This window comes from Aliarcobacter sp., from assembly GCF_041672065.1.
In the GTDB taxonomy this organism is placed as follows: Bacteria; Campylobacterota; Campylobacteria; order Campylobacterales; family Arcobacteraceae; genus Aliarcobacter; species Aliarcobacter skirrowii.
The window spans coordinates 1-15,573 of the sequence record NZ_JBAZAH010000041.1 but is presented as its reverse complement, the minus strand read 5'-3'; the positions used below and the strand labels follow the sequence as shown (position 1 = coordinate 15,573).

The following is a 15,573-nucleotide window of genomic DNA, read 5'->3' as shown; positions in this document are numbered from 1 at the left end:
TTATAAATTGCGTTAAAAAGTAGTCATTCAATGTAAGGTTCCCTTAAAATTTTTGGGAACCAAATTTTAAGGAGAATATTATGACACACCCAAAAGAAGCTTTATTTGAATCTGGTAAATCTTTACCAATTATTCCAACTTGTGAACACTTTGCAGGAAGCGAAAAGCTAATCCTAAAAGGTTTTGAAATGCAAAAAAAACTTGGACCTGTTTTTGATATTACTTGTGATTGTGAAGATGGTGCTGAAACTGGAAAAGAGGTTGAGCATGCTAATATGATTGTTAGAGTTGTAAACTCTGATGCAAACCCTTATGGTATGGCAGGAACAAGAATCCATGACCACTCTCATCCAGATTGGAGACAAGATGTTGATATTTTAGTAAATGGTGCTGGTGAAAAATTAGCATATATTACTTTACCTAAATCAACTTGTTATGAAGATGCTAAAACTCAAATTGAGTATATTCAAGCTGTTGCAAAAAAAGCTGGAATTAAAAGAGAGATTCCAATTCACGTACTTATAGAGACTCATGGAGCTCTACAAGATGTTGAAAAAATTGCAACATTACCTTGGTTACAAGTTTTAGATTTTGGTCTAATGGATTTTGTAAGTGGATATCAAGGAGCAATTCCAGCAATTAATATGAGAAGTCCAGGTCAATTTGATCATAGATTAATTGGAGCTGCAAAAGCAAGAGTTGCACAAGCCGCTATTCAAAACTGCGTAATTCCTTGTCACAATGTAACTTTAGATTTAAAAAATCCATACCAAACATACAAAGACGCTGAAAGAGCTAGAAATGAGTTTGGATTTATGAGAATGTGGTCAATTTACCCAACACAAGTTCAAGCTATTGTTGATGCTATGAAACCTGATTTTACAGAGCTTGAAGCTGCACAAAATATTTTAATTAAAGCTCAAGATGCTGAGTGGGGACCAATTCAATATGATGGTGAGTTACACGATAGAGCAACTTATAGATACTTCTGGGAATTAGTTCAAAGAGCTAAATTCTCTGGTGTTAAATTAATGGAAGAAGCAGAAAAAAGATTTTTTGCCTAATTTTTAGATGATTTAAGAAGCTACTCTTTTTTAAGGGTAGCTTTTTTTAATTCCAAAATTATACACTTTTCTATTTTTTTTAAAAAAAATCTTTTAAAAAAGGGAAGTTTATAAACTGCATTGATATAATTATCAAATTTCTAAAACAAAAAGGAAAATTTATGAGCAAAAAAATAACAGAACAGGACATTATAGATTCAGTTGCATCTGCATGTCAATTTATATCTTTTTATCATCCAGAGGATTTTGTAAAAGGTATGGTTGAAGCTTATGAGAAAGAGCAAAGTGACTCTGCAAAAAATGCAATTGGACAAATTTTAATTAACTCAAAAATGTGTGCTATGGGACACAGACCTCTATGTCAAGATACAGGAAGTGTTAATATTTTTGTGAAAGTTGGTTTAAAAGCAAACCTAGATATTACAAAAAATTTAGAAGATTTATTAAATGAAGGTGTTGCAAAAGGTTATACAGACCCTGATAATACTTTAAGATTTTCAGTTGTAAGTGATCCAGCTGGAAAAAGAGTAAATACAAAAAATAATACTCCAGCAGTAATTCATGTAAGCGTTGATAACTCAGATAAACTTGATATTACAGTTGCAGCAAAAGGTGGAGGAAGTGAAAATAAATCTAAATTTGCTGTTTTAAATCCAAGTGATAGTATTTATGATTGGGTTATGGCAAATGTAAAAGATATGGGAGCTGGATGGTGTCCTCCTGGTATTTTAGGAATTGGAATTGGTGGAAATCCTGAAAAAGCAATGCTACTTGCAAAAGAGTCTTTAATGGGACATGTTGATATTCATGAATTAAAGCAACGAGGGGCTCAAAATCCACTTGAAGAGTTAAGACTTAAACTTTATGAAGATATAAATAAACTTGGAATTGGAGCTCAAGGTCTTGGTGGATTAACAACTGTTTTAGATGTTAAAATTTTAGATTATCCATGTCATGCTGCATCACTACCTGTTGCTATGATTCCAAACTGTGCAGCAACAAGACATATTCACTTTGAATTAGATGGAAATGGTCCAGCTAAATTTGAAAAACCTGATTTAGACCTTTGGCCAGATATTAAACTTCCAATGGATACTATTAAAAGAGTAAATATTGAAGATTTAACAAAAGAGAACTTATCTCAATTTAAATCTGGTGATACTTTATTATTATCTGGAAAAATTTTAACTGCACGAGATGCTGCTCATAAAAAAATAGTTGAGTACAAAAATGCTGGAAAACCTCTTCCAAATGGTGTTGATTTAAAAGATAAATTTATTTACTATGTTGGACCAGTTGATCCTGTAAGAGATGAAGTTGTAGGACCTGCAGGACCAACAACATCTACAAGAATGGATAAATTTACAAAAGATATGATGGAAATTGGAATTATGGGAATGATTGGAAAAGGTGAAAGAAAACAACCAACAATCGATTTAATAAAAGAGTACAAATCTATCTATTTAATTGCAACTGGAGGAGCTGCTTATTTAATTGCTCAATCAATTAAGGGTGCAAAAACTTTAGCATTTGAAGAGCTTGGAATGGAAGCTATTTATGAGTTTGAAGTAAAAGATATGCCTGTAACTGTTGCAGTGGATACTGAAGGAAACTCTATTCATACAACAGGACCTGCTAAATGGAGAACTATTAATAAATAGTTCTTATTTTACAAAGAGCCACAAATACTATAGGCTCTTTGTAAATATTTTCTTAAACTACTCTTAAATTAACAAATTATATTTCGTTTTTGACTTTTAAAATACTTTTTTTCGATACTATTGCACTTCAAAATATTTTAGGATTTTATAATTATGGATTTATTAGAAGATTTAAAAGATTACTTAGGTTTTGCAGTTGCTGGAAACTTTGCAAATCACTTGGGTGAGGCTGGAGAAGCTGATGAGTTTTCTGTTATAAAAACAACAGAAAAAGATGCTCCAAAAGGGATGTTTCCTTTTTATATAAAAGGTCATGATAGTTTTTTAGGAACTTACCCTATTTGTGATGAAGTCATATTAACTCATGGAAGAGAAGATGATAAACTGCAAGTTGAGGCTGAAGTTGCCCTTATTTGTGATTTTGTATATGAAAATGAAAAGGTCGTTGATATTGTTCCTAAATATTTTAGTGCTTTTAATGATTGCTCATTAAGATTTCAAGATGGAAGCAAACTTAGCACTAAAAAAAATTGGGGAGAGAAGACTAAAGGAATATCTCAAGATATAATTCCTATTGATAACTTCACAGAAAAAGGAATTTTAAGCAAATATCACATCTCTTCTTTTATAAAAAGAGATGGAATTGTGTATGATTATGGAACAACTAGTTCAGTTAAATCGTATAGTTACTTTTTTGAGAAATTAAAAAATTGGATGATTGATATTTTAAATACTCAAGATGATTGTGGACCACTTGAAGAGCTTACACAGTTTATGAAATTTGCTGCAAAAGATGCAAAAGGTATTGTAATAGCAGCAGGTGCAACAGCTTATACAGATTTTGGTAAAAAGAACTTTTTAAAAAAAGGTGATGAGATATTTGTATATGTTTATAACGCACACGCACACAGTTTTCAAGATATTATGAATGATATGTGTGGAATGGATACATACCTTGGACAGTGTTCAAAACTTCATCAAGTAGTAAAATAGATTTTATTACAAATAATAAGTAGCAGATTTTAAAATCTGCTACTCCCAATCTAAAAGTCTTTTCTCTCCTTGTAATGCTCTTATATCGGTAACATCTTGCGACATTTCAATTACACCTTTATAGTTTTTTTGCTCATCTCTTACAGCAAAATATCTTATATGTACAAACTTTCCTTTAAAATTAATCCAAAAATCAGCAATATCTTGACGTCCTGCTTTAAACTCTTCAAGAATTTTTAGAACCTGATCAACACTTTTTGGAGGGTGACAAAATTTAACCTCTCTTCCAATTATTCCAGCACTTCTTGGAAAAACTCTATCATCTCCACGATTATAAAAAACAACTCTATCATTTTCATCTACATAAGTAATATCTACAGGTAAGAACTTAAATATAAAGTTTACTTGTTCAGGTGTTAAATAACCTTCATCATAATGAGTTCTTTCCTCAAGAGAGAATGGTAATTCTCTTCTTTTCTTATCCATACTTGGATGAATATACTCTGGTTCTACATTGCTTGTCTCTTTATTTAGAATCTCTGGAAATCTAGGAGGAGGAGTTGTAAACATCCAACCAATTTCGCTATCACCTTCATAAAACTCTTCCCAATCTTCCTCTTTTAATAGTTGCAAAGCATTTGGAAGAAGCCTATTCTCTTCTACATTTATTAAATGAATCAAATTATTATATAAATTTGTACATTTTTCTATAATTGAGTCAAAATCTTTTGATTCAATACTTTCTCTTACATCTTTTATTATTGCTCTAATATCATCGTGAAAGACCACATTCCTTGAGATGGACCAGTCCAACCATATTTTTCAAGATAAGGAAAAAGTTGATTCTCTTTTCTTGCAAAATGCTTTTCTACTTCACAAATTTGGTTAAAAATATTATAAAATTTCTGATAATCTTTTTTTGGATCTGTATTAAAAAGTTCAGAAAATAGCTCTTTTATTAATATATTCTCTTCTAAATATACTCTTACTGGATGACCTTTTTTAAATATTTCAATATTATTTGATAAATCACTTAACATCTTAAATTCCTTTTATAAATATAGGATAAAGTTTATCCTATTTAAAAGTTTTGGATAATGATTTTAGTCAAGAGTAAATAATGTTTTTTCTAAGTTCATGCTATTATAATTTGATTTAATATCAAATTATAATTATTTAGAATCTCATGTTCAACTTATAAGCAATATATCTAAAACTGTTCATGAGTTACAAAAAGAAAGAGGAATGAGTGCTGGTTATTTGGGAAGCAAAGGAGAAAAATTTGGATCACAATTAGAAAATCAAAAAGTTGAAACTTCAAAAAATATCAATATTTTACAAACCAATCTTAAACATAAAAATTATGATAAAAATGTATTAGAATTAATCAATAATGTTTTAAAAGATTTAAACCAAATTGATAATATTCGTATACAAGTATTTGAACTTAAAATTACAGCAAAAGATGCAAAAGGTATTGTAATAGCTGCAGGTGCAACAGCTTATACAGATTTTGGTAAAAAGAACTTTTTGAAAAAAGGTGATGAGATATTTGTATATGTTTATAACGCGCACGCACACAGTTTTCAAGATATTATGAATGATATGTGTGGAATGGATACATACCTTGGACAGTGTTCAAAACTTCATCAAGTAGTAAAATAGATAAAAGTGCTTAAAGCACTTTTATCTAAAATTTATACTCAATACTTGCTAAATATTTATCATAACCATTATATTTGTTATTTTGTGAATCCGCTTTTACTTTTACATAAGCAAGTCCTAAAGCCAACTCTTCACTAAAGTTATATTCAAAAATTAAATTTAACTCTCTTTCGTCCATTCCAGAAACCATAGAATCATCATATCTTGTGTATCCATATAGTGCTGTAAAGTCAAATCTCTCTTCAATATTTGCATTTAAAGAGGCATAAATAGTTCTTGCATCTTTTGAGTAGTTTTGATTTCCATCTTTAAATGGAGAAATAGTGTCACCATATGTTGTCATAATATCTGCTCCACCTTTATCACTTGTAACTATAGCTCCACCCGTTAATTTAAAAATATCAGCTTTTCCAAAAACTTCTGCATGAGCAATATATCCATTATCATTACCAGGGAAGCTTCTGTATTTACTTGTAAGATTACTTCTTGTATACTCAAGATTTGCTCCACCAAATTCATGCTCATAGGCTACTTTTAAACCATAAAATTTAACAGCATCTGGAATTTGATAATAGTATGGATTAAATACAAAACCTTCAATAGCCTCATCTTTAATCTCTATTGCATATACTCCTTTTTTTGTATAATCCTCTAAAGGTCTATCAAAATGAGAACTTTCATCAATATCAGATGTTGCAGTTTTTTCTGAGTACGCTAATGTAAATAAAACAGCTGGTATCGCATCTATCTCTACTATTGCACCTTGTTGATAATCAGTAAGCCAAGCTAATTCACTCTCATATCTTCCAGCTTTAAAAATAAATCCTTGCTCTAACTCATACTTTAAATATGCTTGAGTTAATAAACCATTGTTTTTATATCCATCACTTGCAGGAGCTGCACCATTTTCCCAATCTTTACTATATTTTTCAGCAATTTTTAAATTCCCTTTTCCTTCAAGTCCAAGACTGAAATTATAAAAATTATCTGTGTTGTATTTTAATTTTAAATGAGCATTTCCAAATGAGTTATCTTTTATTGCACCTTTATTTTGTTGAGTTTGTGCGTATAAAGCTACACTTCCCTCAAAAAGTCCATTTGTTATAGCATCTGAAACACTATTTGCACTAAGTGTTGTTGTAAGAAGTGTTGCAGCCCCCAAAGACATTGCTATTTTTTTCATAAATTTTCTCCTTATGATTTTTTAAGTGCTAACTTTATTATTATTTTTATTAATAGTTGCTTACTATACAATTATTATTAAAGCGCTTTTTTGTTATGATTTGCGATTAAATTTAAAAGAATTAAGGAAAATTTATGTCAACTTTTAAGCTCTTTAGTGGAAGTGCAAATCCAGCTTTCGCAAAAAAAGTGGCAGACTATTTAGGAATGAAAGTCTCTGATGCTACTTTAAATAAATTTAGTGATGGTGAAATATCTGTTCAAATTACTCAAAGTGTAAGAGGACAAGATGTTTTTGTTATTCAACCAACATGCTCTCCTGCAAATGACAATTTAATGGAACTTTTAATAATGATTGATGCACTTAAACGTTCAAGTGCAAAATCAATTAGTGCTGTAATACCATACTATGGTTATGCAAGACAAGATAGAAAAGCAGCTCCAAGAGTTCCAATTAGTGCAAAATTAGTGGCTGATTTACTAGAAAAAGCTGGAATAAATAGAGTTGTAACAATCGATTTACACGCTGCTCAAATCCAAGGTTTTTTTAATGTTCCTGCTGATAACCTTTTTGGTTCAATTATGTTTGTAAACTATATTAAAAGTAAAAATTTAAAAAACCCAATTATTGCAAGTCCAGATATTGGAGGGGTTGCAAGAGCTAGACAATATGCTGATAAATTAGGATATGATTTAGTAATAGTTGATAAAAAGAGAGAGAGAGCTAATGAATCTCAAGTTATGAATATAATTGGAGATGTAACAGGTAAAGATGTTATTTTAGTAGATGATATGGTTGATACTGCTGGAACACTTGTAAAAGCTGCTGAAGTTTTAAAACAAAAAGGGGCAACATCTGTAATGGCATGTTGTACTCATGGAGTTTTAAGTGGAAAAGCTTATGAAAATATTGAAAATGGAATTTTAGATGAGCTTGTAATATCTGATACAATTCCAACAAAAGCAGACTCTAAAAAAATTACAGTTTTAACAGCTTCAACAATTATTGGAGAAGCTATTAGAAGAATACATAATAACGAATCTGTAAACTCAATTTTTAATAGTTAATAATATTTTAGAGTCAATTGACTCTAAAATATCTATTTTATAATCTCATATCCAGCATCAACAATAGCATCTTCTAAAATTTTACTATCTATATCTTTGCTTAGAGTTACTTTTACATTTTTACTTGATAAATCAACCTCAACACTACTAACCTCTTCAATTGCATTTAGAACTTTTTCAACTCTTGCTTTGCAGTGTCCACAAGTCATTCCATCTACTTTTAATACTATTTCCATAAATTCATCCTTTATCTCTAATTTTAAATTACTATATATTTTTGGTTTAAAAAGCTTTAATCTTAAAGCGTTGAATACTACCATTACGCTACTTAAACTCATAGCAGCTCCTGCATACATAGGAGTTAGTTTCCACCCTAAAGTTGTATAAAAAACTCCTGCAGCCAAAGGAATACCAATAATATTATAAAAAAATGCCCAGAAAAGATTCTGTTTTATATTTTTAATTGTTGCACTACTTAACTGCATAGCTTTTACAACATCTAATAAATCACTTCTTACTAAAATAATATTTGCAGATTCAATTGCAATATCACTTCCAGCACCAATAGCAACTGATACATCTGCTCTAGTTAAAGCTGGTGCATCATTTATTCCATCTCCTACCATTAAAACTTTTTTACCTAAACTTTGAAGTTCTTGGATTTTTTTATCTTTATCTTGTGGTAAAACCTCAGCTATAAAATTTGTTATCCCTAAAGTTTTTGCAACACTTTTGGCTGTTTTTTGATTATCTCCTGTAAGCATAATAACTTCAAGATTCATTCTTTTAAACTCATCTATAGCATCTTTACTTGTATCTTTAATAGCATCAAAAATCTCTATAACTCCCAAAACTTCACTACTATTTGCTACAAAAATTGTAGTTTTTCCATCTTTTGACAAATTTTCACTAATAGATAAAAACTCTTTAGGCTCAATATTTTTACTTAAAATGAACTTCTCATTTCCAATATAGTAAAAACTGTTATCAATTTTGGCTTCAACTCCCAAACCATTTGTTGCTTTAAAATCAACAAAATTTAAAGAGTCTATTTTTTTACTCTTAGCAAAATCTACAATTGCTTTTGCTAGTGGATGTTCTGAATTTTTTTCAATAGTGTAAGCAATTTGAATTAAATCATCTTTACTAATAGTTTTATTTGTAAAGATATTAGTTACAGTTGGTTTTCCTTTTGTTATTGTTCCTGTTTTATCTAAAACTATGGTATCTATTTTAGAAGCCAGTTCTAGTGATTGTGCATCTTTTATTAAAATTCCATTTTGTGCACCTTTTCCAGTTGCTACCATAATTGCAGTTGGAGTTGCAAGTCCTAGTGCACAAGGACAAGAGATAATTAAAACAGAAATTGCAATAGAGAGTGAAAACTCAAATGAGTAACCCAAAGAGTACCATGATATAAAAGTTATTATAGATATTAAAATAACTGTTGGTACAAATATTCCACTTATCTTATCAGCTAGTTTTGAAATAGGTGCTTTTGATGAACTAGCCTCTTCTACTAGTTTTATAATTTGAGATAAAAAAGTCTCATCTTTTGTTTTTGTAACCCTAAATTTTATAACCCCATATTTGTTTATACTAGCTCCAAATACACTATCTCCAACTTTTTTTGAGATAGCTCTGCTCTCACCTGTTAGCATAGATTCATCAACTGATGTATCTCCAAAAATAATAACTCCATCTGTAGGAATAATTTGACCAGGTTTTACAATAACTATATCTTCAAGAGCTAAATTCTCAATTAAAACCTCTAGTTCTTTATCATCTTTTAAAATAGTTGCTTTTTTTACATTTAAATCTATTAATTTTTTAATTGCTTCAGATGTATTTGATTTTGCTCTTGCTTCAAGATATTTTCCAAATGTAATTAGAGTTAAAACAACAGCAGCACTCTCAAAATAAAGATTCATAGAGTACTCTTTTACACTATCTAAATCATTTACTCCTAAAGCATAAGCTATTTTATATATAGAGAAAACTCCATAAACCATAGCAGCACCTGTTCCAATTGCTACTAAAGAGTCCATATTTGGAGAGCCTTTAAATAGTGTTTTAAACCCTACTTTATAATATTTTTTGTTTATTAAAACTATTGGAAGTGATAATAAAAATTGAGTAAATGAGAATGTTATAGCATTTTGTGTTCCGTGAAAAAATGATAAGAAATACCAATTTAACATATGCCCCATAGAGATATAAAATAATGGGACTGCAAAAATTAAAGATATTATTAATCTATTTTTTAACTCCACTATCTCATTTGAAGATAAATCTTTTTCTTTATTTTTAATATTATCTATTTTTAAAGTTGCTTCATATCCAGCATTTTCAACAGATTTTATAATTTTTTCATCATCCAATAAACTCTCTTCATATTTTACAAGCATGCTATTATTTAATAAGTTTACATTTAGCTCTTTAACTCCTTGAAGTTTTTTAACACTTCTATCAACTGCATTTGAACAAGCAGAACATGTCATACCTTTAATATCAAATTTTCTAGTTATCATAAAAATCCTTGATAAATTTTGTATTGGATAATAACCAAGTTCCTTTTAAATGCGAATGAAGAGTTTAATCTTTAACAAAAACTTACTACTTTTTAGATATAATCTTGCCACTTTGAAAATAATCTTTTAAAATTATAGGAAAAAAATTGCAAAAAAATATTAGAAACTTTAGTATCATAGCTCATATTGACCACGGTAAATCAACACTTGCAGATAGAATTATTCAAGAGTGTGGAGGAATAAGTGATAGAGAAATGACTTCTCAAGTTATGGACAATATGGATATAGAAAAAGAGAGAGGAATTACAATAAAGGCTCAAAGTGTTAGGCTAAACTACACTTTAAATGGAGAAAAATATATTCTAAATCTTATAGATACTCCAGGACATGTCGATTTCTCTTATGAAGTAAGCCGTTCTTTAGCATCATCTGAAGGTGCTTTGCTTATTGTTGATTCAACTCAAGGTGTTGAAGCACAAACAATAGCAAATGTATATATTGCAATGGATAATGACTTAGAACTTCTTCCTGTTGTTAATAAAATAGATTTACCAAGTGCTGATCCAATGAGAGTTTTAGCAGAAGTTGAAGAGGCTATTGGACTTGATTGTACAGAGCATAATTTAATAAGTGCAAAAACTGGTCTTGGAGTTAAAGATTTAATAGAGTCAATTATAAAAAGAGTACCTTCTCCAAATGGTGATGAGAATGCACCTACAAAAGCTTTAATCTACGACTCTTGGTTTGATAACTATTTAGGAGCTTTGGCGCTTGTAAGAGTTTATGATGGAAGTATCAAAAAAGGTCAAACTTTAAGAATGATGAATACAAAAGTTGAGCATCAAGTTTTAAGTTTGATGTATCCTCACCCTTTAAAAAGAGAAGATACTTTAGAGATAAAAACAGGTGAAATAGGTATTGTTGTATTAGGTCTTAAAACTTTAGATGGAATTGCAGTTGGTGATACAATGACTGATGCAAAAAATCCAACTAAAATGGTTATTGATGGTTTTGAACCTGCAAAACCATTTGTATTTGCAGGGCTTTATCCAATAGAGACAGATAAATTTGAGGATTTAAGAGAGGCTTTGAATAAACTAAAATTAAATGACTCTTCAATCTCTTTTGAACCTGAAAGTTCAATGGCTCTTGGAAGTGGATTTAGAACAGGTTTTTTAGGAATGCTTCATATGGAAGTTATTAAAGAAAGACTTGAAAGAGAGTTTGATTTAGATTTAATTGCAACTGCTCCAACAGTTATTTATGAAGTTTTAAAAAAAGATGGAGAAAAAATAACTATTCAAAATCCAAGTGAACTTCCTGAGCCAAACTATATAGAGACAATTTTTGAACCTTATGTAAAATCTACAATTTTAGTTCCTGATGAGTTTTTGGGAAATGTTATAAAACTTTTAAATGATAAAAGAGGAATTCAATTAAAAATGGATTACATAGGAAAAAGAGTTCTTCTTGAGTATGATTTACCTATGAATGAGATTGTAATGGATTTTTATGATAAATTAAAATCTACAACAAAAGGTTATGCATCTTTTGATTATGAACCTGTTGGATTTAGACCAGGAAACTTAAAAAAACTTGATGTTAGAGTTGCTGGAGATATAGTTGATGCACTATCTATTATAGTTCCTGAAGATAAAGCTGTTTCAAGAGGAAGAGAGTTTGTAAAAGCACTAAAAGAGCTAATTCCTAGACAACTTTTTGAAGTTGCAGTACAAGCTAGTATTGGAAGCACAATAATTGCAAGAGAGACTGTAAAATCTATGGGGAAAAATGTAACTGCAAAATGTTATGGTGGAGATATTACAAGAAAAAGAAAACTTCTTGAGAAACAAAAAGAGGGTAAAAAAAGAATGAAAGCTATCGGAAAAGTAAATGTTCCTCAAGAAGCTTTTATGGCTGTTTTAAAAATTTAAAAGTTTATAAAGAGTAGTTTAAAAAACTACTCTTTATTTGGATTTTCTATTTTTTTAAGTTTTTTTAACTCTTTTTCATCTATTAGTGTTTTATCTTTAATCTTAATACTTTTATCATCTATATTATTTAAACATTTACTATCAAGTTTTGTTGAACTATTTAGTTTATTTTTAGATTTCAAGTAACAATTAGCAGCTTTATTACTTATATCAACTTGAATATGATAAGAGTAAGCTGGAGAAACTTTATCTAAAAAAGTCGCTTCACAACTATATATCTCTTTTGTTTTAAGACTCTCTATTTTTATACTCAAGTCATTTAAACTAGTAATATATCTTTCATCTAAAGATAGTGAAAATCTATCCAAAATTTTATTTTTTGAAGATACATCTCCTGTTATTACTACATAGTTTATTGTAGATTTTTTATCTTTTATCTCTTTTTTACTTACTATTTTTGTGTAATAGTTACTGTTTTCAGATATATTTGAAAAAATTTCTACAAAACTATCTTTTGTAGAGTTTGCTAATATAGGATAAATAAACCCTAATCCTATTAAAATAACGATTTTAAAAGTTAAAGAACTTTTATCTTTTTTGAAAAAATTAAGCATATTTTGTCTCCTTTTGTATTTGATTGTAATTTTTTTGTAAATCTTCATAATATGGCAAATTTTTCAAAAGATAATACTTTGCATCTTCAGATGTACTTGGATTTGAAATATCTTTTCTTAGTTGAAATAGAGTTTGTTCAATAAAACTTCCATAATCAATTATTTTCCAATTTTTAAGCTCTTTTATCAAGTTTTCCATTATCTCATCTTTATTTGGAAAATCTTTATATTTCTCTTTTTCAAAAGCAATTCTCTGTGCTATCTCTTCATCTATTGATTTTTCAAAAGGAAGCCTAGGTCTGTTGTATCCTAGTTTTGCTTTTAAATCAAGTGAAAAAAGAGTTCTTTGTGTTTCATCATCTTTGTTTTTAAGAGTTTCAAAAATAGCTTTATTAAAATTTTCATCGTTTGATACATTTGATTTATGAAAAATATCAAAACCTTTTATAAAAAAAGTTTCACTATTTAAATCTTTAAAAAGTTGATTTAGTTTTGCCATTTGTTCATAGCTTAGATTTTTTACTTCACTTGTTGAAATCTTATCATCTTCAAGAATAGCTCGAAAAAGTGCCTCATCTTCTTTTGTTAAAGATGAAAAACCACCTTGCTTATCTACAAAATCTATTAAATATTTAGTTAAAAAAACTGCATCTTCTTTTGCTGTTTTTGTACTTGCTACAAAATTCTCATAAGAGTTCTCTTCTTGTAATTTTTTATTTTGATTTGTATTTTGGTATAGAAGATTTTGATTTTGGTTATTTTGTATTTGCATATTTTCCCCTAAAATTTGTCATATATTCTGATTATAAGTGTATTTATCTAAAAATAATCTTTATTTGATAGAATGTTTATGCAAACTTTACACAAAGGAAACAAAATGAAAAAAAGATTTTTATCTTTTATTATTGGGGGATTTTTATTTTTAGGAATTAATCTAAATGCCTTTACATATAATATTGTAAATGGCGAACAATACTATGTTCGTAATATAAATGCTGTTGTTTCAGGCTATCCTCTTTTAACTCAATTGAATAAAGGTCAAGGATTTATACTAAATGCAAGTGGAAGCTGTAGTGTAAATATAAATGCTCAAGAGAGCTGTTTTAGAAACTATTATCAATGAGGAAGAAAAACAGATGGACATCAATTAGCTACAAGCATTGTAACAACAAATTTTCAATCAAATATAATAAACACAAATAGCCAATTTTCAACTAATATGAAAAGCATTTTATTTTTCTGACACTTATATAGGTACTGGAGATAGTACCTCATACAGTCATAGAGCAAATGGATTTAATGTTAGATGTATCAAAAAATAATTTTATTATCTTTTAAAGGAGTAAACTATGGAAATAACAAATAACCAAAACATATATACAAACTATCAAAAAACAAAAAAAGAAGATAGTGTTTTACCAATAGAAGTTTTTAAAATAGATAAAAATAATATAGTAGAAAATCCAAATAAATTTATTCAAAATGATGAAAAAGAAGAGCAAGAATATGTATATATAGGAACTATATATGAAAACATCAAAAAGGGGATAGATAAAAATACTTTCTTGATGTCTAATTATGACTTTAGAAATCAACAGTATTGGAATACTTCTGACCCAAGGCAATATATGTGGACTTATCAACAAACTCATGCAACTTATGGAAATGTATATGAAGATGCAAAAGATTTTGAAGACTTTGTAGCCAAATGGGTAGAAAAAGGAGAGTCAGAACATGATGCAATATTCAGAGCTAGAGCCTATGCAGCTGCTGGATTGCTTGATTATGGGAAACAAAAAATTGTTGATATTCCAAATTTGGATTATGATGATAAAAAACAGCACGGCTTTCACCAAATAGATAATCCACCACTTAAAAAAGCTTTTTTGGAAACTTTGGATAGTTTAGATTTAGTTTCTGTATCTCTTTTGGTGTTTAATATGTTTCCAAACGGTGAAAATTCATCTTCTTTTAAAGAGTTACTAAAAGAGTATGGAGTTAAGCTAGAAAATTTAAAACAAAATCAACCAGAAGAAGAACAAAGTAAATTTACTTTTACAGGTGATATAAATATCAATGACAAAATGTCTTTAGAGTATCAAAATTTTATTTTTGATACTTTGATAGGTTTTTTTAAAGATAGAGTAAACTCTTTTATAAACAATGAAGAGAACTACATAAAATATTCAAATGAAAGTATAGATAAACTTAAAAATGCTCATGATATTTTGATAGAAGATTTCAAAAAAAGCACAAAAGAGCATAATGAAACTAAAAATATTTTAAATCAATATATGAGATAGTTAGCTTATCATATTATTAAAAGGAGTAGAAAATGAAATGTACATCATGCGATAAACTATCATTTTCTATTCTATGTAAAACTTGTCAAAGCACACTACTTGAGCCAAACTTTTATAAAAAAGAGCTAGAGAAGGACTTCTTTGTTTACTCTTTTTATGATTATAAAGATTTAGAAGATTTAATCCAAAGCAAATATCACTTCTATGGAGATAGAGTTTTTAATATCTTAGGAAAACTTAGTTTTAAGAAGTTTGCAGACAATTTTGAATTTACCCACCCTATTTTGGCTCTTCCTATAGATGACCACACAAGACACGATTTCTCTCAAACTGCTATTTTGGCAAAGCATTTAAAAAGTGCTTTTATAAAACCAGTTTTCAACACTTTAAAAGCTAAAAATATTGTTAAATATGCTGGGGAAAATCTAGAATTTAGACAAAAAAATCCAAGAAAATTTATCTATAGTGGAGTAAAAAATTGTGATGTAATTTTAATTGATGATGTACTTACTACAGGAACAACTATTTTAGAGGCTAAAAAAGCTTTAAAAAAAGAGG

At 28.8% G+C, this 15,573-nt stretch carries 15 protein-coding genes; 9 read left to right on the top strand and 6 right to left on the bottom strand.

The annotated features are described in order from the left end of the window. The first annotated feature begins 80 nt into the window (after positions 1-80). From WC168_RS07035 to WC168_RS07025, 3 genes are all read left to right on the top strand, one after another. Positions 81-1,064, top strand: coding sequence for a CoA ester lyase (locus tag WC168_RS07035; RefSeq protein ID WP_066158862.1), 984 nt, complete (start codon positions 81-83; stop codon positions 1,062-1,064). A gap of 161 nt (positions 1,065-1,225) precedes the next feature. After that, positions 1,226-2,725 (top strand): fumarate hydratase, encoded by a 1,500-nt coding sequence (locus tag WC168_RS07030; RefSeq protein WP_066349883.1) that lies wholly within the window; start codon positions 1,226-1,228, stop codon positions 2,723-2,725. Positions 2,726-2,878: 153 nt separating this feature from the next. Then, complete coding sequence (locus WC168_RS07025; protein ID WP_279134159.1) at positions 2,879-3,718, top strand: DUF5718 family protein; 840 nt, start codon at positions 2,879-2,881, stop codon at positions 3,716-3,718. 39 nt (positions 3,719-3,757) lie between these two features. Here the strand turns inward: WC168_RS07025 and WC168_RS07020 are convergent, their stop codons facing one another. Further along, positions 3,758-4,507, bottom strand: a complete 750-nt coding sequence (locus tag WC168_RS07020) for a PAS domain-containing protein (protein WP_279134157.1) — start codon at positions 4,505-4,507, stop codon at positions 3,758-3,760. Then, the gene (locus WC168_RS07015) at positions 4,477-4,758 is read right to left on the bottom strand and encodes a hemerythrin domain-containing protein (RefSeq protein ID WP_279134155.1); all 282 of its coding nucleotides are present in this window, start codon (positions 4,756-4,758) and stop codon (positions 4,477-4,479) included. The genes WC168_RS07020 and WC168_RS07015 overlap by 31 nt, the downstream gene beginning before the upstream one ends. Before the next feature lie 118 nt (positions 4,759-4,876). On the opposite strand from WC168_RS07015, the gene WC168_RS07010 reads away from it, so the two are divergent. Continuing rightward, the gene (locus tag WC168_RS07010; RefSeq protein WP_341465429.1) at positions 4,877-5,383 is read left to right on the top strand and encodes a DUF5718 family protein; all 507 of its coding nucleotides are present in this window, start codon (positions 4,877-4,879) and stop codon (positions 5,381-5,383) included. 25 nt (positions 5,384-5,408) lie between these two features. Here WC168_RS07010 and WC168_RS07005 read toward each other — a convergent pair whose 3' ends face one another. Further along, on the bottom strand, positions 5,409-6,566 hold the full coding sequence (locus tag WC168_RS07005) for an Opr family porin (protein ID WP_279134153.1): 1,158 nt from the start codon (positions 6,564-6,566) through the stop codon (positions 5,409-5,411). 134 nt (positions 6,567-6,700) lie between these two features. Here WC168_RS07005 and WC168_RS07000 point away from each other — a divergent pair, with 134 nt between their 5' ends. Next, positions 6,701-7,633 carry a ribose-phosphate pyrophosphokinase gene (locus WC168_RS07000; RefSeq protein ID WP_279134151.1) on the top strand — a complete coding sequence of 311 codons (933 nt, stop codon included), beginning with the start codon at positions 6,701-6,703 and terminating at the stop codon, positions 7,631-7,633. A 32-nt stretch (positions 7,634-7,665) separates the two neighbouring features. Here the strand turns inward: WC168_RS07000 and WC168_RS06995 are convergent, their stop codons facing one another. Beyond that, positions 7,666-10,164 carry a heavy metal translocating P-type ATPase gene (locus tag WC168_RS06995; protein WP_372618340.1) on the bottom strand — a complete coding sequence of 833 codons (2,499 nt, stop codon included), beginning with the start codon at positions 10,162-10,164 and terminating at the stop codon, positions 7,666-7,668. 146 nt (positions 10,165-10,310) lie between these two features. On the opposite strand from WC168_RS06995, the gene lepA reads away from it, so the two are divergent. Further along, on the top strand, positions 10,311-12,098 hold the full coding sequence (lepA, locus tag WC168_RS06990; protein WP_187471531.1) for a translation elongation factor 4: 1,788 nt from the start codon (positions 10,311-10,313) through the stop codon (positions 12,096-12,098). A 26-nt stretch (positions 12,099-12,124) separates the two neighbouring features. Here the strand turns inward: lepA and WC168_RS06985 are convergent, their stop codons facing one another. Together WC168_RS06985 and WC168_RS06980 are read right to left on the bottom strand one after the other, a co-directional pair. Further along, positions 12,125-12,712 (bottom strand): hypothetical protein, encoded by a 588-nt coding sequence (locus WC168_RS06985; RefSeq protein WP_372618338.1) that lies wholly within the window; start codon positions 12,710-12,712, stop codon positions 12,125-12,127. Beyond that, the gene (locus WC168_RS06980) at positions 12,705-13,484 is read right to left on the bottom strand and encodes a hypothetical protein (RefSeq protein ID WP_372618336.1); all 780 of its coding nucleotides are present in this window, start codon (positions 13,482-13,484) and stop codon (positions 12,705-12,707) included. The genes WC168_RS06985 and WC168_RS06980 overlap by 8 nt, the downstream gene beginning before the upstream one ends. 105 nt (positions 13,485-13,589) lie before the next feature. On the opposite strand from WC168_RS06980, the gene WC168_RS06975 reads away from it, so the two are divergent. The 3 genes from WC168_RS06975 to WC168_RS06965 form a co-directional block, all read left to right on the top strand. Then, positions 13,590-13,835, top strand: coding sequence for a hypothetical protein (locus WC168_RS06975; RefSeq protein WP_279134141.1), 246 nt, complete (start codon positions 13,590-13,592; stop codon positions 13,833-13,835). Between the two features lie 226 nt (positions 13,836-14,061). Then, positions 14,062-15,015 carry a hypothetical protein gene (locus WC168_RS06970; RefSeq protein WP_372618333.1) on the top strand — a complete coding sequence of 318 codons (954 nt, stop codon included), beginning with the start codon at positions 14,062-14,064 and terminating at the stop codon, positions 15,013-15,015. Between the two features lie 32 nt (positions 15,016-15,047). After that, positions 15,048-15,573 (top strand): ComF family protein (locus tag WC168_RS06965; protein ID WP_372618331.1); only part of this gene is annotated, 526 nt, incomplete at its 3' end.